General features: G+C 60.9%; 16 protein-coding genes and 1 tRNA gene. 11 read left to right on the plus strand and 6 right to left on the minus strand.

Annotated elements, in window-relative coordinates:
* Positions 1-140: 140 nt before the first annotated feature.
* The 5 genes from gatC to cysZ all read left to right on the plus strand — a co-directional run bounded on the left by gatC (position 141) and on the right by cysZ (position 5,106).
* Positions 141-428, plus strand: a complete 288-nt coding sequence (gatC, locus tag JF535_RS15885; protein WP_066962635.1) for an Asp-tRNA(Asn)/Glu-tRNA(Gln) amidotransferase subunit GatC — start codon at positions 141-143, stop codon at positions 426-428.
* A gap of 113 nt (positions 429-541) precedes the next feature.
* Complete coding sequence (gene gatA, locus JF535_RS15890) at positions 542-1,996, plus strand: Asp-tRNA(Asn)/Glu-tRNA(Gln) amidotransferase subunit GatA (RefSeq protein WP_207004094.1); 1,455 nt, start codon at positions 542-544, stop codon at positions 1,994-1,996.
* A gap of 6 nt (positions 1,997-2,002) precedes the next feature.
* Entirely contained in the window at positions 2,003-3,469 is a 1,467-nt protein-coding gene (gene gatB, locus JF535_RS15895) for an Asp-tRNA(Asn)/Glu-tRNA(Gln) amidotransferase subunit GatB (protein WP_340674213.1), read from the plus strand.
* 431 nt (positions 3,470-3,900) lie between these two features.
* Positions 3,901-4,197: a PA4642 family protein gene (locus JF535_RS15900; RefSeq protein WP_207004097.1), complete on the plus strand. Its 297-nt coding sequence runs from the start codon at positions 3,901-3,903 to the stop codon at positions 4,195-4,197.
* A 3-nt stretch (positions 4,198-4,200) separates the two neighbouring features.
* Entirely contained in the window at positions 4,201-5,106 is a 906-nt protein-coding gene (cysZ, locus tag JF535_RS15905; protein ID WP_207004099.1) for a sulfate transporter CysZ, read from the plus strand.
* A gap of 120 nt (positions 5,107-5,226) precedes the next feature.
* Here the strand turns inward: cysZ and rhlB are convergent, their stop codons facing one another.
* The gene (rhlB, locus tag JF535_RS15910) at positions 5,227-6,753 is read right to left on the minus strand and encodes an ATP-dependent RNA helicase RhlB (protein ID WP_207004101.1); all 1,527 of its coding nucleotides are present in this window, start codon (positions 6,751-6,753) and stop codon (positions 5,227-5,229) included.
* Between the two features lie 156 nt (positions 6,754-6,909).
* Positions 6,910-7,536 carry an HvfX family Cu-binding RiPP maturation protein gene (locus tag JF535_RS15915; protein WP_207004103.1) on the minus strand — a complete coding sequence of 209 codons (627 nt, stop codon included), beginning with the start codon at positions 7,534-7,536 and terminating at the stop codon, positions 6,910-6,912.
* A gap of 143 nt (positions 7,537-7,679) precedes the next feature.
* On the opposite strand from JF535_RS15915, the gene JF535_RS15920 reads away from it, so the two are divergent.
* Positions 7,680-9,059 (plus strand): MATE family efflux transporter, encoded by a 1,380-nt coding sequence (locus JF535_RS15920; protein WP_207004106.1) that lies wholly within the window; start codon positions 7,680-7,682, stop codon positions 9,057-9,059.
* Positions 9,060-9,206: 147 nt separating this feature from the next.
* Positions 9,207-10,715, plus strand: coding sequence for a succinylglutamate desuccinylase/aspartoacylase domain-containing protein (locus JF535_RS15925; protein ID WP_207004108.1), 1,509 nt, complete (start codon positions 9,207-9,209; stop codon positions 10,713-10,715).
* A gap of 3 nt (positions 10,716-10,718) precedes the next feature.
* On the opposite strand, the gene JF535_RS15930 is transcribed toward JF535_RS15925, so the two are convergent.
* From JF535_RS15930 to hemA, 4 genes are read right to left on the minus strand one after another with little or no spacing between them, the layout of a single operon-like run.
* Positions 10,719-11,651 carry a cation diffusion facilitator family transporter gene (locus JF535_RS15930; protein ID WP_207004109.1) on the minus strand — a complete coding sequence of 311 codons (933 nt, stop codon included), beginning with the start codon at positions 11,649-11,651 and terminating at the stop codon, positions 10,719-10,721.
* Between the two features lie 43 nt (positions 11,652-11,694).
* Positions 11,695-12,522: a peptide chain release factor N(5)-glutamine methyltransferase gene (gene prmC, locus JF535_RS15935; protein WP_207004111.1), complete on the minus strand. Its 828-nt coding sequence runs from the start codon at positions 12,520-12,522 to the stop codon at positions 11,695-11,697.
* Between the two features lie 5 nt (positions 12,523-12,527).
* A complete protein-coding gene (gene prfA / locus JF535_RS15940; RefSeq protein ID WP_207004112.1) occupies positions 12,528-13,613 on the minus strand; it encodes a peptide chain release factor 1 in 1,086 nt (361 codons plus the stop codon).
* The gene (gene hemA, locus JF535_RS15945; RefSeq protein ID WP_207004114.1) at positions 13,613-14,917 is read right to left on the minus strand and encodes a glutamyl-tRNA reductase; all 1,305 of its coding nucleotides are present in this window, start codon (positions 14,915-14,917) and stop codon (positions 13,613-13,615) included. The genes prfA and hemA overlap by 1 nt, the downstream gene beginning before the upstream one ends.
* A 397-nt stretch (positions 14,918-15,314) precedes the next feature.
* On the opposite strand from hemA, the gene JF535_RS15950 reads away from it, so the two are divergent.
* From JF535_RS15950 to JF535_RS15965, 4 genes are all read left to right on the plus strand, one after another.
* Positions 15,315-17,264 (plus strand): tetratricopeptide repeat protein, encoded by a 1,950-nt coding sequence (locus JF535_RS15950; RefSeq protein WP_242524058.1) that lies wholly within the window; start codon positions 15,315-15,317, stop codon positions 17,262-17,264.
* Positions 17,248-17,922 carry a lipoprotein insertase outer membrane protein LolB gene (gene lolB / locus JF535_RS15955; protein ID WP_207004116.1) on the plus strand — a complete coding sequence of 225 codons (675 nt, stop codon included), beginning with the start codon at positions 17,248-17,250 and terminating at the stop codon, positions 17,920-17,922. The genes JF535_RS15950 and lolB overlap by 17 nt, the downstream gene beginning before the upstream one ends.
* 82 nt (positions 17,923-18,004) lie before the next feature.
* Positions 18,005-18,901, plus strand: coding sequence for a 4-(cytidine 5'-diphospho)-2-C-methyl-D-erythritol kinase (ispE, locus tag JF535_RS15960; RefSeq protein ID WP_207004118.1), 897 nt, complete (start codon positions 18,005-18,007; stop codon positions 18,899-18,901).
* A 21-nt stretch (positions 18,902-18,922) separates the two neighbouring features.
* Positions 18,923-18,997: transfer RNA gene (locus JF535_RS15965), tRNA-Gln, on the plus strand.
* Positions 18,998-19,260 lie beyond the last annotated feature (263 nt).

The raw sequence follows: 19,260 nt of genomic DNA on the forward strand, positions 1-19,260 counted from the left end.
GCTCAGGAACCCCTTAATAAATAAGAATAAAGAGATTCCCCCACAGATATGCTAAATTTGCGCTCCTTCTGTTCCCGCCAGCCCCGGCAAACCGGGCCTGGCCGCAATTTAGCCAATGAGAAGCTGGAGTCTCTACCCCCATGGCCGTGGACGCGCAAACCGTTGAAAAGCTGGCCGAACTGGCCCGCATCGCCATTTCCGAAGAAACCATAGACGAAGTCAGCAGCCGTTTGGGCGACGTACTGCAACTGGTCGACCAGCTGCAGGCCGTCAACACCGACGGCGTCGAGCCTATGGCCCACCCCCTCGAGGAGGTGCAGGTGCTGCGCAAAGACGAAGTCACCGAGCCCAACCGCCGCGAAGAATTCCTCGCCCTGGCGCCACAAACGGAAGCGGGCCTGTTTCTGGTACCCAAGGTCATCGACTGACCGAGCGATTCGATTCATTGACCTAACAGCGACCTTACCGCGACCTAGCAGCAATCTAACAGCGACCCGCCCGCTGCAAGCGAATACAGAATAGACAAGAAACCGGATTTCCCATGCATCAGTTGACCATCGCCGAGATCATGCGCGGCCTGCGCGACAAACAGTTCTCCAGCGTGGAGATCACCAGCCACCTGCTGGAACGCATCCAACAACTGGACAACCAGTTCAACAGCTTCATCAGCGTCACCGGCGACCAGGCCATCAAGCAGGCCACCGCCGCGGATGCGCGCCTTGCCAAGGGCGACGCCCCAGCCCTGTGCGGCGTGCCCATTGCCCACAAGGACATCTTCTGCACCAGTGGCGTACGCACCAGCTGCGGCTCCAAGATGCTCGACAACTTCGTGCCACCCTACGACGCCACCGTGGTAGACAACTTCCAGCAGGCGGGCGCGGTGAGCCTGGGCAAAACCAATATGGACGAGTTCGCCATGGGCTCCTCCAATGAATCCAGCTTTTATGGCGCGGTGAAAAACCCCTGGGACATCGAGCGGATTCCCGGCGGCTCTTCCGGCGGTTCCGCCGCTGCAGTTGCCGCATTACTGGTACCCGGTACCACCGCCACCGACACCGGCGGCTCCATCCGCCAACCGGCGGCCATGACCGGCACCACCGGCCTCAAGCCCACCTACGGGCGGGTATCGCGCTGGGGCATGATTGCGTTCGCCTCCAGCCTCGACCAGGGCGGGCCCATTACCCGCACCGCCGAAGACGCCGCACTGATGCTGTCTGTGATGGCAGGCCCCGACAAAAAAGACTCCACCTGTCTGGATCGCCCAGCGCAGGACTACACCGCCAGCCTGGGCGACTCCATCAAGGGGCTCAAAATTGGCGTACCCAGTGAGTACTTTGGCGAAGGCCTCGACAGCGAGGTGGGCGCGCAGGTACAGGCAGCCCTCAAGGCGTATGAACAGCTCGGCGCCGAACTGGTGGAAATCAGCCTGCCCCACAGCAAGCTGGCGGTACCCGCCTATTACGTGATTGCCCCGGCAGAGGCCTCCGCCAACCTGTCCCGCTTTGACGGGGTGCGCTACGGCTACCGCTGCGAAAACCCGGCGGACCTGCGCGACCTGTATATGCGCTCCCGCGGTGAAGGGTTCGGCGAGGAAGTAAAACGCCGCATTTTAGTAGGCAGCTACGCCCTGTCCGCCGGCTACTACGACGCTTACTACAACAAGGCGCAACAGGTGCGCCGCCTGATCAAACAGGACTTTGTCGACGCCTTCGACAAGGTCGATGTGATCATGGGCCCCACCGCCCCCAACCCCGCGTTCAAGCTGGGTGAAAAAAATGCCGACCCGGTGGCCATGTATCTGGAAGACATTTACACCATCGCCACCAATCTGGCCGGCCTGCCCGGCATGTCTATCCCCTGCGGTTTCGCCCACGGCCTGCCCGTTGGCCTGCAGATCATTGGCAACTACCTGGACGAGGCGCGCATGCTCAATGTGGCGCACCAGTTCCAGCTCGCCAGTGATTGGCACCAGCAAACCGCCCCGGCGGCACAATAAGTAGGAATAAGGAGAAGCGACGTGGAATGGGAAGTCGTTATCGGGCTGGAAGTGCATGTGCAACTGGCCACCCAATCGAAAATTTTCTCCGGCGCCAGCACCGCCTTTGGTGCCGCCCCCAACACCCAGGCCTGTGCGATTGACCTGGCCATGCCGGGCACCTTGCCGGTTCCTAACGAAGAAGCCTTCCGCTTCGCGGTGATGTTCGGCCTCGCCATGAACGCGGAAATCGGCAAGCGCTCGGTGTTCGAGCGCAAAAACTATTTCTACCCGGACCTGCCCAAGGGCTACCAGACCACCCAGCTGGAAAAGCCGATCGTTGGCGAAGGCCAGATCGAAATTCATCTGGAAGACGGCAGCAGCAAGACCATCCGCTTGCACCATGCGCACCTGGAGGAAGATGCAGGCAAGTCTTTACACGAAGATTTTCATGGAATGTCAGGCATCGACCTCAACCGCGCCGGTACCCCGCTGATCGAAATTGTGTCCGAACCGGATATGCGCAGCGCCGCGGAGGCGGTTGCCTACCTGAAAAAAATCCACAGTATCGTCACTTACCTGGGCATTTCCGACGGCGACATGTCCCAGGGCTCGCTGCGCTGTGACGCCAACGTGTCAGTCCGCCTGAAAGGCGAAGAAGAACTGGGCACCCGCACCGAGATCAAGAACCTGAACTCCTTCCGCTTTATCGAAAAGGCGATCAAGGTAGAGGCCCAGCGCCAGATCGACCTGATCGAAGACGGCGGCAAGGTGGTGCAGGAAACGCGCCTGTACGACGCGGACAAAAATGAAACCCGCTCCATGCGCAGCAAGGAAGTGGCCAACGATTACCGCTACTTTCCCTGCCCGGACCTGCTGCCGGTGGTGCTCACCGACGATTACATCGAGCAGGTGCGCGGTGAATTGCCGGAGTTGCCGGATGCGAAGTGTGCGCGCTTTGAGAAGGAATACAGTCTTTCTGCCTACGATGCGGATCAGCTGACTCAGGAGCGCGCTACGGCGGATTACTTCGAGCAGGTAGCGGCCAAGAGTGGCGAGCCGAAGCTGGCGGCTAACTGGGTGATGGGTGAGCTGGCGGCGCTGTTGAACCGCGAGGAAAAGTCCATCGACAATTCGCCGGTCTCTGCGGAACACCTGGCGGGCCTGATTGCGCGCATCAAGGACAACACCATTTCCTCGAAGATTGCCAAGCAGGTGTTTGAGGCGATGGCGAATGGTGATGGTGATGCCGATGCGGTGATTGAAGCCAAGGGGCTGAAGCAAGTTTCCGACACCGGGGCCATTGAGAAGATGGTGGACGATGTGATCGCGGCTTCTGCTTCCCAGGTCGAAAATTACCGCAACGCGGATCCGGACAAGCGACCCAAAATGATGGGCTTCTTTGTGGGCCAGATCATGAAGGCCTCCAAGGGACAGGCGAATCCGCAGATGATCAACAAGATTCTGAAAGAGAAACTGGACGCGCTCTTATAAGTTGATCCATGTTATCGGGCCCGCGTTATTGCAGGTCCGGTGGCGGCCAAGCACCGGGTGAGAATTTTCGAAACCGCTTTAAATACATCCCTGTACGCTGCGTCGGCGACGTCCCTGTCGCCGACGCTTTCGAAAATTCTCACCCGGCACTTGCCCTTAGATTTGAACAATTGCGCTTCGTAGCAATACACATCAGTTTCTCGGAAGCGCTATACCTCGATGCGAAGGTGGTGGGGCCGGGGCTTGTTTGCGAAACCTTCCGCGAGAGGGACCTCGCGGAAGAGCCCCCAGGGATGGGTTAACGGGGGGGCGCCTAGCTCGTGTTTCGCACAAACAAGCCCCGGCCGCACCACCGCCACAAGGCACCCCAGCAGCGGGCTGACCTGAAGATAGGCACTAAATTAAGATCAGAGCACGAAAGGAATTAACAAGTGAGCCTGAAAAAAGACAAGCAAAAAGTCCTCGGTGAAGTATTCGACGATGATCGTATCGCCGGGTTTCTAGTGGGTGAAGCACCGGAAGGATTCAATCGGGATTTCTACCTGCTGGAACGCGCCTACCGCGGTATGAAAGCGGAGAATTTTGAAACCTTCGTGCGCCTGTTCAATGAACAGGGGCTGAACCTGAACAGCCATAGCCCTGAAGGCCAGACACTGCTGGCGCGGATCAGTGAACACGAACAGAGTGCCGAGTATGCCGACATTCTGAAGGCCGCAGGAGCACAGTAAATCATGACTTCCAACCCGGCACACGGCGCACACGCATTAGTCCGGGGAGCACAGCTGCTCACCCGGAAGGAGCTGCGCCCGTTTATCATTATGCCGCTGCTGATCAACCTGGTGCTGTTTATCGCACTGGGCGTCCTGATGGTCAGCCAGTTCGACGACCTTGGCCGCTATATCGGCAGCCTGCTGTCCGACACCCCGGTCGACACCTCCGACATGTCCTGGTGGCGAGCGATTCTGGCCACGGGCGCAGACTGGGCGGCAAGCGTGTTTCAGTGGCTGGCGTGGCTGATCGCCATCGTCGTGGTGCTGTTGTTCTTCTTTGTCTACGGTTACCTGTTCGGCATCATCACCAACATCATTGCCGCACCGTTTAACGGCCTGCTCGCAGAAAAGGTCGAAGAACTCCTCACCGGCCACCCCCCGCCCCCGGAAGCACTGCACAGCATGGTGTTCCGCACCCTGGGCCGGGAACTGCGTAAGCTGATGTACTTTATCGGCTGGGGTATCGTGATCTTTGTGATTGCCCTGCTCACCAGCTGGACGGTCTTTATTCCCGCCATTCTCGGCGCACTCTGGGGGGCCTGGTGTATGGCAATCCAGTACGTGGACTACCCGCTGGACAACCACCAGCGCTCGTTCACGGAACTGAAAAGCGTACTCCTGCGCAAGAAGTTCACCACCCTCGGCTTTGGCGGCAGTGTGATGCTGGCGAAGATGGTGCCGATCCTGAATATCTTTGTGATGCCCGCGGCGGTGGCCGGCGGAACCGTACTGTGGGTAGAGCGCATCTGGACCGAAGGCGACCCCGGCAAAGGCCCCAACGGACGGAATATTCCGCTCGATCAACCACCGGCTGTGGAAACAAAACAGTGGCCCAAGGGCATCGAAGGCCCAAACGACAAAAAGTGACAGGCATAAAAAAACGCGGGTAGCTCTCCAGCTCAGCTACCCGCGTTTTTTATTGCTAACAAAGCATATAACTAGACGATAAGACAAATCACAAAAGTGGAAAAAACAGGCCCCAAAGCCTTAGCGACGGGGCCGGCCGCCGCCACCGCTGCGGCGTCCACCGCGATTGCCACCGCGGTCATTGCGATCGCCACCGCTGCTGCGTTTCACATGGACCTGCGGCGGCTTCACCAGCAGTTCCTCCGGCGGAACCTCGCACGTCAGTTTATTGCCCAGTAGTTTCTCGATGGGCTCCAGACGCATGGCGTCGTCTTCACAGGCAAAGCTGATGGAGGTGCCGCTCTTGCCCGCGCGGCCGGTACGGCCGATACGGTGTACGTAGTCTTCCGGCTCTTCCGGCAAGGTGTAATTCACCACGTGGCTGATGCCATCGATATGGATACCCCGCCCTGCCACATCGGTGGCCACCAGCACTTTGGACTTGCCAGTTTTGAAATCTTCCAGGGTGCGCACACGTTTGTTCTGCGCCACCTCACCGGACAACAACCCGGCATTGATACCGTGGGCCACCAGGTTTTCGTGCAGGCGCCGACACTGGTCGCGACGGTTGGCGAACACAATCAGGCTTTCGACATCGTCCTGCTGCACAATGTTGAACAACAGCGGATATTTCTCGTCGCCCGACACCAGGTACACATGCTGGGTCACCGTATCGGTGGCCACGTGCTCCGGCTCGATTTCCACCGTGACAGGATCGGTTGTCCACTGCTCCACCAGATCGTCCACTTCCGGAGTGAAGGTAGCGGAGAAGAACATGGTCTGGCGGTGGGTCTTGCGCGGGGTCTGGCGGACAATGCGGCGTACATCGGGGATAAAGCCCATATCCAGCATGCGGTCCGCCTCGTCGATCACCAGGATCTCGGTCTGATCGAGGAAGCAATCCCGTTTGCTGACGAAATCCAGCAGGCGGCCAGGGGTGGCCACGAGGATATCCACAAAGCGCTCATTCAACGCTTTTTGCTGCTTCTGGTAATCCATACCGCCTACAAGCGTGTGGATTTCCAGGTCGGTGTACTTGCACAGCCCCTTGGCATCGTCGGCAATCTGCATCACCAGCTCGCGGGTCGGCGCGATGATCAGTGCGCGCGCCTCGCCGGCGTAGCGCTCTCCCTCAAACGGGTGCTTGAGCAGATCGTCGATCACGGTGATCAGGAAGGCCGCGGTTTTACCGGTACCGGTCTGCGCCTTACCCACCAGATCGTGGCCATTGAGGGTATGTGGCAGCGACTGGCCCTGGATGGGGGAAGCGTACTCGAACCCCAGGTCGGCAATGGCATGCATCAGCGGCAGCGGCAGGTCCAGGTCGTGGAAACGCACCTTGCCTTCCTGCTCCGGCACCTGGAACTCGTCCAGGCTCCAGGGCTTTTGCGGGGCCTTGGCACGGGGTTCCTTCCGTTTACCACCCTTGTCACGCCCGTCTTCTGCGCCGCCGCGGCGACGGTTGCGCGGGCGGCCGCTGCCGGCCGACTTGCCTTCTTCGGCCGAGCGCTTTTCAGCTCTGTCATCGGGCTTTGCAGCCGCGGGCTTCGGCTCTTTGGATGCGTTTTCAGACTTGTCAGTGGAACGACGGAAAAACTTGCCTATCAAAAGATTGCTCGCTCAATTACTCCGGGCGCGCCTGCAACAGTGCGTCTCCGGACATGCCGGTGACCAACTGGACACGGCAACGGGTTAAATAATCGGCGAGTATATCATTTATAAGGAGAACGCGAGTCAATAGCGGGCCCAGCCGCCTGCCCGGCCCTAATCCTGCAGAAGACCCCGCTGGCGGGCAATCCAGTAATCGAGGCTCACAAAGCGCCCGCCACCGGTAAACAGCAGCGCCAGCAGCATGACGAAGTAAGTGGCCGCAAACTCGATACCGTTTTTCAGCACGGTGAAATTACCCGCTTCGGTCAGCCAGCCGTAGTTCCCGTGGGCCTTGAGTAATTCCACCGCCTTTTCCTTGCGCACCGCCGCCTGTTCAATCAGGTCCGTGCGCCATTCCCAGGGCATAGTGAGCGTTTGCTCCGGCAGTGCGTGCCAGCCGTACTGCCAGTGCGCGGCTACCGCCGCTACCAGCATGGTGAACATCAGCGGGATTGCGGCGAGACGCACCCCCAGCCCCAGAACCAGGGCGATGCCACCCAAAAATTCCGTCAGCGCCGCCAGCCAGGCCAACAACAGGGGCGCAGGCAGCCCCAAGCCCCAGTCCGGGTTGCCAAACCAGGCCGCCACATTCTCAATGCCGGTGAGCTTGTTCCAGCCGGCGAGGATGAAAATGGGCCCGAGAAACAGCCGCAGCGCCAGAGGACCCAGCCCATCCAGCGGCCGCAAGCCCCGCAGAAAAGCGCTGTAAATCCCGTTGATCCCACTGTGTGCCCCATCCATAATCCGCTCCCGTTTTCACCAATACTGTTTCAGTAACATACTGTTCACTGAACAGTGGTCGCCGGAGTGCGCGCTTTCTTACACGCCGCACCGGTCTTTGTGAAGATAACGTTCGATCAGTTTAGCCAGCCCGAATCCGATCCATGCTCAGAATCTACAAACGCGCCACAGCCACGGAGCTGCGCCACCTCACCAAACTGGGTGGACCGCTCGTGGTGAGCAATCTGGCGGTGGTGAGTATGGGGGTTACGGATACCATCGTGGCCGGGCGCTCCGGGGAGGTGGACCTGGCCGGGCTCGCGCTGGGCTCCAGCATCTGGGCGGTGTGCGCGGTTACGCTGATTGGCATGCTGGCGGCGGTCTCTCCAGTGGTTGCCCATTTGCGCGGCGCCCGGGATGAGCAGGGCTGCGCCCAACAGATGAGTCAGTCCATCTGGATCGCGCTGATTGGCGGCCTGCTGGTAGCGGCGGCGCTGCTGGCGGCCCCACTGTGGAGCCAGTGGATTCAGACCGAAGAACCGGTGCGCAAGGTGATGGTGCACTACCTGCTGGCACTGGCCACCGGCATCCTGCCCTTTGCCTTTGGCAGCGCCCTGCGCGGGTATTGTGAAGGCATGGCGCAGGTGCGGCCGGTAATGCGAATCTATCTCGCGGCGGCAGCACTGAACATTCCGCTGGATATTCTGCTGGTGTTTGGCTGGGGCCCCATTCCCGCTATGGGCGGCGCCGGCTGCGGCTGGGCCACCAGCCTGGTGTGCTGGTGTATTGCCCTGGCACTTTACTGGCACGCGGGGCAGGACCCCGCTTACCGCGCCCTCAAGCTGACGCTGATACCGCCCCGCCCCCACTGGCCGACCCTCAGGCACCTGCTGGCGGTGGGCATGCCGATCTGTATCGGTGCAGCCAGTGAAGTCACATTCTTCGCCAGTCTTACCCTGCTGCTCGCCTCGTACGGGGCCACCATTGTCGCCGCCCACCAGATCGCCATGAGTATCGGTTCTGTTTTTTATCTGGTGGCGCTGGCACTGGCGCAGGCGGTCAGCATCCGCACCGCCCAGGTGCTCGGCCAGGGGCGCCCCAGGCGTGCGCGCTTTGTCAGCACTGTCGGCGTTGGCAGCGGGCTCATCTACGCCCTGTGTACCGGCGTGATCCTGATCAGCCTGCGTAATCTGCTGGTACTCGCGTATACCGGCAACCCGGAAATCATCGCCGTGGCCGCCAACCTGTTGTTGCTGGCCGCCGCCTTTCAACTGGTGGATGTGGCCCAGGCCATGGCGTGGGGGGCACTGCGCGGTTACAAGGACACCCGGGTTCCCATGTACATCCAGTTGTTTTCCTACTGGCTGGTTGGCCTGAGTGCTGCCTACTGGATGGGGGAGCAATACTGGGGTGTCTACGGCTACTGGGTGGGTATCTGTGTCGGTCTCGGCACCGCGGCGGTGCTGCTGATCCTGCGGCTGCGCAACACCAGCCGCAAGGCCCTGGCCGGCACTGCGCACCCGGCCAAACACGTGCGGATTTAACCAATCGCCAAGTGCCGCGCAATTTCCCCGGAACCGATTGGCTATACTCGCGCTCTCAGCAACAGGCACCAGGCTCATCAATATCCTGCCTGGTGACCTGCCACCCGCTGGCTTTGATTATCGCAACCCCCGTAAACGGAGCTTTTCATGCGTCATCGCTCTCTGAGCTTTTCCCTGCTGTTCGTCCTGTCCGGTTCCGTCGCTGCGGCCGCCGCGACCAGTGTGATGGATGAAAGTAGCGAAGCGGTAGTAATTCAGTACCCGACAGAGCCCTCAGGTGTGACAGAACAATCGCAGGAAAGCGCAACGCCGCAGGAAAGCACGCAACGGGAAGCCGGTGAGCAACCGGAAAAACCGATGCCGAAGGCGAAAAGCATCGAGCTGGACAAGCCGGTGACGGAACGGGATCTGGTGGCGCCACCCGAGTCAGACGCCACCGAACCGTCGGCGGCGTCCCCTGTGCCACGCTCCCAGCCGAAACCGCAACCAAAACCGCAACCAGAGGCGCCGCAAACCGAGAAGCCGGCAGGCCACCCGCTGCAGCTACTGGGTGCAGAGGTTCCCGCAGGCACCTCCACCCGCCTGGCGTGGTCCCCGAGCCAGCACTTTGAAGGGGTGTACAGCGCAACCCCGGTACTGGTGGTGAACGGCGCGGAAACCGGGCCCACCCTGTGCCTCACCGCGGCCATCCACGGCGACGAACTGAATGGCATCGAGACCGTGCGCCGGGTGATGTACAACCTGAATCCGCAGACCCTGAAGGGAGCGGTCATTGGCGTACCCATTGTGAACATGCAGGGATTTCACCGCAGCTCCCGCTACCTCACCGACCGCCGCGACCTGAACCGGCATTTCCCCGGGGATAAAAATGGCTCCTCCGCCTCACGTATTGCGCGTTCGTTTTTTGACGAAGTGGTGGTGCACTGCAACGCGATCGTGGACCTGCACACCGGCTCCTTCTACCGCACCAACCTGCCGCAGCTGCGCGGCGACCTGAAAAACCCGAAAGTGGTAAAGCTGACCAAAGGCTTCGGCTCTACCGTGGTACTGCACAGTGACGGCGCCAAGGGCACCCTGCGGCGCGCGGCCGTCGAAGCAGGCATTCCCACGGTAACCCTGGAAGCCGGTGCCCCCATGGTGCTAGACGAGCGCTCGGTCAGCCACAGCGTCAAGGGTATCCGCACCCTGCTCAATCAGCTGGGCATGGTGAGCAAGTTCCGCCTGTGGGGGGACCCGGAACCGGTGTACTACAACTCCACCTGGCAGCGCGCCACCACTGGCGGCATTATTTTCAGCAAGGTGGAACTGGGCTCAACGGTGAGTAAGGGCGACCTCTTGGGCACGGTCACCAACCCCATCACCAACGTGCGCAAGGAGATCCGCTCCCTATACAACGGGCGCATTCTCGGCATGGCGATGAATCAGGTGGTGCAGCCAGGGTTTGCGGCCTACCACATTGGCATCCAGGCACCGGAAGAACAGATTTCGGCACCGGAAGAGGTCACCGCGGAAGCGGAGCCAGCGCCGACGGAAGACAACACCAATGCCGGCGGCACCCAGCCGCAGGAAACCACCGAGGAAGAAGCGGTTGAAACCCCGCAAGCCATTGACGCGCCCCCCGCGGAGGAGCGCGACGAGGCCAGCGAAGAAGATTGAAGCTTATTGATCGGACGGGCTGACCCGGTCGATGATGGGGGTAGGATCCAGGTGCCGCGGTTCCGGTTGCAGGGTGACATGGTGGATGTCAAAACGCTGAGCCAGTGTTCTGCGCAGCCGCGCCAGCACCTGCGGCCAGTCGGACAGCTCGTCCACAACAATGTGCGCCGACAGGGAAATCATACGGCTGTCCAGACGCCAGATATGCAGATCGTGCACCGAACGCACACCCGCTTCCATCGCCATGGCTTCCCCCACCACCGGCAGGCTCAGCTCCCGCGGCACCCGCTCCATTAACACGTCCACCGCATCCCGCAGCAGCCTGATACTGGAAAACAGAATCAGGATACAGATCAACACCGACAGCAGCGGATCGATCGGTGTCCAGCCGGTGAAATAAACCACCGCACCCGCTATCAGGGCGGCTACCGAGCCGAGCAAGTCGCCCATCACGTGCAGCAGCGCGCCGCGGATATTCAGGGTCTGTTCGCCGCGGTGCAGCACCCAGGCCACGGCGATATTCACCAACAGGCCCAGCGCGGCGATCACCATCACCATGCCGCCCTGTACCGGCTGCGGGTTCCGCAGGCGATCGAAGGCAGCGATGGAAATCCCCACCACAATCAACAGCATCAGCATCGCATTGATCATGGCCGCCAGCACTTCGGCCCGCCCCCAGCCGAACGACATTTCCCGGCTTGCGGGTTTTTGCGCGAGCCATGCGGCCACTGCGCCCAGGGCGAGGGAGAAGGAGTCGGTAATCATGTGCCCCGCATCACCCAGCAAGGCCAGCGAGCCGGATAGCCAGCCGCCAATGGCTTCAACGATGGCAAACAGCAGGGTGATGACGAGCCCCCAGATCAGGGGTTTCAAATGACCATTGCCGCTATGGTGGTGGGCCTGGTGGTGTGCGCGGTGGTGGGTGTGATCGTGCATGGATGCCTCCCTGCGGTTTGCGCGTCGGCTTGGGGAATTGCCTTTAACGCCGACCCAGCGTAATACGCTCCCGCCCCGCATAGTCAGGGCGGGTTTCAACTTCGCGGTAGCCGAGTGCGGCAAACAATGCCCGCACCGCTTTGCCCTGCTCCCAGCCGTGCTCCACTGCAAGCAGACCATGTTCTGCGAGGTGCGCGCGCGCATCCTCGGCGATTTTGCGGATGTCCGCCAAGCCCTGCTCTTCCGCCACCAGCGCAGTCAGCGGCTCAAAGCGCACATCCCCCTCCCGCAGGTGCGGATCCCGGGATTCGATATACGGAGGGTTACTCACAATCACATCGAAAGTGCGCGCCGACAGGGCCGAAAACCAGTCACTGCGCAGGACCTCTACGTTGCGAAACCCAAGCTGGGTGCGGTTTTCCTCCGCCAGTGCCACCGCCGCCGGCATGGTGTCCACGGCGATGATCTGCCAGTGCGGTCGTTCGCTCGCCAGTGCCAGGGCAATGGCGCCGGTACCGGAGCCGAGGTCGAGTACATTCGCCGCGCTCTGCGGGCAGAGTTCCAGCACAACTTCCACCAGCACCTCGGTATCCGGGCGCGGAATCAGGGTGGATCGATTGACGTTTAATGGCAGGGACCAGAATTCCCGGGTACCCGTGAGGTGGGCCACCGGTTCACCGGCGATGCGGCGCTCGATCAGGGCATTGAACTGCGCCTGCTGGGCATCGCTCAGCGGATGCTCGGGCCAGGTATACAGCCAGGCGCGGGACTTGCCCAGCAGGTGGCAGAGCAGCACTTCCAGATCCAGCCGCGGGCTATCGCTCTCGCTCAGTTCCGCAGCCCGCAGCAGGTTTTCCTTCACCGTGGCCATGGGGATCAGTGCTGCCCCAGCGCGGCCAGCTGATCTGCCTGATACTCGTTGCGCAATGGGCCGATAACCTCGTCCAGCGCGCCCTGCACGACCTCATCCAGTTTGTATAGGGTGAGGCCGATACGGTGATCGGTGACACGCCCCTGGGGAAAGTTGTAGGTGCGGATACGCTCGGATCGATCGCCACTGCCCACCAGGTTTCTGCGGGCATCGGAGATTTCCTGGGCGGCCGCCGATTCCTGCGCGCTGTTCAGCTTGGCTTGCAGCAACGCCATCGCCTTGGCGCGGTTCTTGTGCTGGGAGCGCTCGTCCTGACACTCCACCACAATACCGGTGGGAATGTGGGTAAGGCGCACCGCAGAGTCGGTTTTGTTCACGTGCTGGCCACCGGCGCCGGAGGCGCGGTAGGTGTCCACACGCAGGTCGGCCTTGTTGATTTCGATTGCATCACGCTCGTCCGGCTCGGGCATCACGGCGACGGTGCACGCGGAAGTGTGAATACGCCCCTGGGATTCGGTTTCCGGTACTCGCTGCACGCGGTGGGCACCGGACTCGAACTTCAGTTTTGCGTACACGTCTTCACCGGAAACCCGGGTGATGATTTCCTTGTAGCCACCGTGTTCACCGGCGTTTTCGCTGATCACCTCGACGCGCCAGCCCTGCTTTTCTGCATAGCGCGAATACATACGGAACAGATCGCCGGAAAAAATAGCGGCCTCATCGCCGCCGGTGCCGGCACGGATTTCCAAATAGACATTTTTGCGATCGTTGGGGTCGCGAGGTAACAGCAGGGTCTGCAGTTCTTTTTCCAGCGGCTCCAGCTGCGCTTCTGCCTCACGCAGCTCCTCCTGCGCCATCTCGCGCATCTCCTCATCGCTTTCGTTGAGCATTTCGCGGGCGGCCGCCATGTCGTCCTGCAGGGTTTTATAGCGGCTGTAGCACTGAACTACCTCCTCCAGTTCGGAATACTCCCGGGAGAGATCGCGGAACTTATCCTGATCACTGATGATTTCCGCATCACCCAGCAGAGCGGACACTTCTTCGTGACGCTCTACCAGGTTTTCGAGTTTCTGCTGTACAGAAGCTTTCATTATTTCAGTTTCTTTTTTTCCGGCGCAGCGGCCGATACATCCGTTTGCTGGCCGCCATCGTCCGGGGCCAGGCCAATGATTTCCCGCGCAATGCGCAGCCGTTCCATGTCGCCATCGGCAGTCGCCTGACGCAATGCGACGGTGGGTGCGTGAATCAGTTTGTTAGTCAGTGAGCGAGCCAGTTGCTCGAGCAACTGCTCCGGGTCACCGCCGGTACGCAGCTGAATCAGCGCCTTCTCCAGTTCGCACTTGCTAATACCCTGCGCCTGCTGGCGATAGCTGCGGATAGAATCCACCGCGCGCAGGCTGCGGTGCTCGCGCATGAAGTCCTGCGCCGCCGCATCAACAATCAGGTCGGCCGCTTCCGCCGCCTGCTCGCGCAGGCGCTTGCCCTCGTCAATCACGCCGCGCAGGTCGTCCACGGTATACAGGTAAACATCGTCCAGCTTGCCCACCTGCGGCTCGATATCCCGCGGCACCGCGATGTCCACCATAAACATGGGGCTGTGACGGCGCTTTTTGAGGGCGGTTTCCACCGCACCTTTGCCAAGGATGGGCAACTGGCTGGCGGTGGAGCTGATCACGATATCCGCCCGCGGCAGGTGTTCGGGGATATCCGCCAGCAGGATTGCTTCTGCGCCAAACTCCTCCGCGAGTGACTGCGCGCGATGCAGGGTGCGGTTAGCGACAATCAGCTTGGTCACACCCTTGTCGAGCAAATGCCGCGCCACCAGTTCAACGGTTTCGCCGGCACCGATCAGCAGCGCGGTCTGCTCGCTGAGATCGGTAAAAATACGTGACGCCAGGGAAACGGCAGCGAAGGCCACGGACACCGGGTTCTCACCGATGGCGGTTTCGGTGCGCACTTTTTTCGCTACCGAGAACACTTGCTGGAATACATTGTGCAGGGTTGAACCGACACTGCCGCACTCCCGTGCCACTGCATAGGCGGACTTCATCTGGCCGAGGATCTGCGGTTCACCAAGTACCAGGGAGTCCAGCCCGCAGGCCACGCGCATCATATGGCGCACCGCGGTTTCATCGGTGAACTGGTAGTGACAGCTGGTCAGCTGCTCCATGGGAACATCGTGGTACTGGGCGATCCACGCCAGCACCGACTCCGGGGTCGCCTCACCGTAGATCTCAGTGCGGTTACATGTGGAGAGAATCGCCAGCTCGGGACAATCCAGCGCTGCGCGGGCCTCCGCCAGGGCGCTGGGCATCATCTCGGGGGCAAACGCCACCCGCTCGCGCACGGCCACAGGCGCGCTGTCGTGATTGATCCCCAGGGCTAAAATCGGCATAGGTTCTCGTCGTCTCGTTCGGGCACCCAGGCGCACCTGCCCCGAAAATGGTGTTTCTCTCGGTAAAAAGGCCGCACATTGTCCGGGGCAGCCGCACAGCGTGCAAGCGGTATCACGCAATCTTAGCCGTAGGCCACGCGCCCACCGCCACCCAGACCGGTTGCGGTTTGACGGTTTAAATAGGTGCTGACTTTGCCGAGGAAGTCGACCCAGCACCACCGGACATGGAATTCAGAACTAGAATTATACGGCGATAACCCGGAAAAATACGCCAACAGACGCCTTACCACACGGAATGGCCCGCCGCCGCTGCCGGATGCAGTGACAGCAGTGCCCCAACTCAGCACGCCCCCAGGCCCCTGGGTGGTGCCTGGCGCGAACGTACGGACACGTTTCTATGCAGCTTTTCTCTACCTCGGCACTTGTCACCCGGACCGAGCAGACCACCCGACTCACCGCCCACGCCAAAGGCAATATGGGAGATATTCCGGCCCGGAAACCCGGCAGCGGCCACCGGGGAAAACTGCTGGCAGCCGCCATCGCCACTGCCATTCTGTGCGCCTGCACCCAGCAACCGCACCAGGCGGCCGACCCCGCACACCAGCCCACCACCATCGGCGCCGCATCCAGCGAGGCCCCGGGCGATGCCACCGACAACCAGGCAATCGTCTCAGCACCACCCGCCGACACCGTCGCGGGAGACCCGGACCGGGAAAGCGCCACCGCAAGCAAGACCAAGGCCTTCCCGATAGAGACCTTTTACACCCTGCTGGTAGCCGAGGTGGCAGGCAACCGGGAGCAGTACGACCTGGCGCTGGCGCACTACTATTTTCAGGCCGAACGCACCAAGGATGCGGGGGTTGCCGCACGTGCCACGCGCATCGCACGCTTTCTGAATGCCCGCCGCGCCGCACTGCGCTCCGCACTCCTGTGGGTTGAGCTGGAACCAGAAAACGCCAGCGCCCAGCTGGCGGCCACCGCCGAGCTCACCCTGGCCGGGGAGCTGGACGATGCGCTCCGCCACGCAGAGCTGGCTCTGGACCTGGGCGGCGACGCCCCCCTGCAGTCGGTCGCCGCCACCGCAGTGGATAACGACGAGCTGGCCGCAAAGGTACTGCCGGAATTCCAGCGTTTGTCGCAGAAGCACCCGGACAACAATGAAGTATCACTCGCCCTGGCAATGATGCTGCGGGCCAACAAGCGCGCACAGGAGGCACTTAATCTCACACGTCAGGTACAGGAGCGAGACCCGACACTACTCGACGCGCCCCTGCTGGAGTCCCACATCTTGATCGACATGGGCCGCAATAAAGAGGCACGGCGGCTGCTGGAGAACCTGGTGGCGCTCTACCCCAGGGAAAGTCGCCTGCGACTGCAATATGCGCGGCTGCTGATCCAAGAAGATCTGGAACTCGCCCAGCAACAGTTCGTGGAGCTGGTGAAGCAGCGCCCGAATGATGCGAACCTGATTCTGTCACTGGCGCTGATTCAGTATGAAACCAATCAGTTTGACAACGCCAAGCCACTGCTGGAAAAACTGCTGGCGCTCGAGGAGCATGAATCCGCCGCCCACTTTTATCTCGCCGGCATTGCGGAACAAACCAACGATGAAGTATCTGCTGTTACCCATTACCGCATGGTGCGCCCCGGTGGTGACTACGTACAGGCCATTACCCGCGGCACCAACCTGCTGGCTGCCAGCGGCAACACCGATGAAGCACAGGAATGGTTCAACGAACTGCGCCAGCGCCACCCGGGGCAGCAGGAACAGTTCTACCTGTTGCAGACCGAGCTGCTCACTAAATATGGACACCTGGAAGAAGCGCACGCACTACTGACCGAGGCACTGAAAACCAACGATGACAGCAATCGACTGATCTACGCCCATGCGATGACCAGCGAGCAGCTGGGCGATGTGGAGAACTTTGAACTGGGTTTGCGCAAATTGTTGTCCCGCGACCCGGATAATGCGAACCTGCTGAACACGTTGGGTTACAAACTGCTTTCCTATGACGACCGCCTCGAAGAGGCAATGGTGCTAATCACCAAGGCGCTGGCGCTGAGTCCGGATGACCCCGCGATCATCGACAGCATGGGCTGGGCCCATCACCGTCTGGGCAACCACACCGAGGCAATAAAGCACCTGCAGCGGGCGTACGAGCTGCTGCAGGACCACGAGATCGCCGCGCACCTGGGCGAAGCCCTGTGGGCTGCCGGTGAACGCCAGCAGGCCATGCAGGTGTGGGAGCAGGGATTGCAGGCCAACCCGGAAAGTAAACTCATCCCGGAAGCCATGCAGCGGCTGCAGGATCAACAAAGACTGGAACAGCATGTTACGGAAAGCTGAAGTGTTCTCTCTCTCGTTTACCCGCAAAATTACACCACCCTTCACAGATATTCGTCGCGCCCTGAAAGCTCTGGGGGCGACACTACTGTTTACCCTGGCGGCATGTAGCGCACAGAAACCGCAGCCGCAACAACCGCCGGTGCAGCAACCCCCGCAATCCCAGTCCGCCGCAGCACTGCAGCGCTGGGAAGCGAAGGGCAAGCTGGGCGTGCGCTCGCCGAAAGAAAACGGCAGTGCAAACCTGGTGTGGCAACAGGCCAACACCAATTACCGCATCCACCTGAGCGGCCCACTGGGCGCTGGCGCCACCACCATCAGCGGCTCCCCCAGCGGCGTCAGCCTGCAGAAGGGCAGTGATCCTGCGGTGTTTGCTTCCAACCCTGCGCAGCTAACCGAAGAAGTCATGGGTTGGCCGCTTCCGGTATCCGAAATGTTTTACTGGGTGCGCGGCCTCGCCGCACCGGGGGCTGCCGCCGGGCAACAGCAAGACGCCCGCGGCCGGCTGCAAAGCCTGCGGCAATCCGGCTGGCAACTGAACTTCAGTGGCTACCAGGCCGTCGGCCCCTATCAGCTTCCCAGCAAAATCAAGGCCGCAACGACCAATGCCGCGGGGCCGGTGAGTGTCACCGTGGTGATCAAAGAGTGGACTCCCAAGTAACACACTGCGGGCAACGCAGAACGCACGAATGAGCTGGCGGCTGGTACACTGGCCGCCAGAATTCAACGGCACTTTTCAATTCATGAACGCGTCTTCTCCGAGCCTGACTCTCACCGCTCCCGCCAAGCTGAACCTGATGTTGCGCATCCTCGGTCGCCGCAACGACGGCTACCACGAACTGCAGACGGTGTTCCAACTACTGGATTTCGGCGACACCCTAGATTTTCAGGCCACCCGCGACGGCCTGATCCACCTCCATTGCCCCAACGTCGACGTCGCCCCCGAGCAAAACCTGATCTACCGCGCGGCACAATTGCTGCGGCAACATTGCGACCGAATGCATCTCGGCGCTTCCATCTCTGTGGAGAAAGCCCTGCCCTCCGGCGGCGGTATTGGTGGCGGCAGCAGCAACGCGGCCACCACCCTGCTAGGGCTCAACCACCTGTGGGGCTGCGAGCTGGATATCGACACCCTGGCCGAACTCGGCAGGCAGCTGGGCGCCGACGTACCCGTGTTTGTGCGTGGCCGCTCGGCTTTTGCCGAAGGCGTGGGGGAGCGCCTGACCCCGGTCAACATCGTTCCCCGCTGGTATCTGGTACTGAAACCTGCCTGCCACGTGAGCACCGCGGCGCTTTTTTCCGATCCGCGTTTGACAAGAGATTCTGCCGCAATTACATTAGCGGCCCTTCGCGACAGGCGGCTGAATACGCACTGGCTGGATGAATACGCTGGCAATGATTTTCAGCCCCTGGTGGAAGACCTCTACCCCGAGGTGGGCGAGGCCAGAGCGTGGCTTGCACAGTACGCAAAGGCTTATCTGACCGGAACCGGCGCCTGCGTGTTTGCCGGCTTCGATTCGGAAGCAGCGGCACACAGCGTGTTTGCTGAGCGACCTGCGGGATGGGAAGGCTTCGTTGCGCGCGGCGCGGATGAGTCCATCACGCACCGGCAACTCGCGAAATTTGCAGCAAGCGTCTAGATTGACTAACTGCAACATTGTTGGGGTGTAGCCAAGCGGTAAGGCAGCGGGTTTTGATCCCGTCATGCGAAGGTTCGAATCCTTCCACCCCAGCCACTCTTTAAGTTTTCATCAATTCATCCTTGAATTGATGAAAAACGCTAAACCCGGCGCATGTCCGAGTTTAGCTTCCGCCAAATCAGCAGAGCTGATTTGCGGCCGAGCCATCCTTGGCTCGCACGGAGCTTCGGGCCCAGCCCCGATTATCGGCAAGCAAAGCCACTCTTCTACCCTTGCACCAAATGGTCGCCCAATGAAACGGCATCACACTATCCTGCAAGCAGTTCCCGCTCCGCAATCCAGCTGAATTTCACTACTAT

This window comes from Microbulbifer salipaludis (assembly GCF_017303155.1).
Classification (GTDB): domain Bacteria; phylum Pseudomonadota; class Gammaproteobacteria; order Pseudomonadales; family Cellvibrionaceae; genus Microbulbifer; species Microbulbifer salipaludis.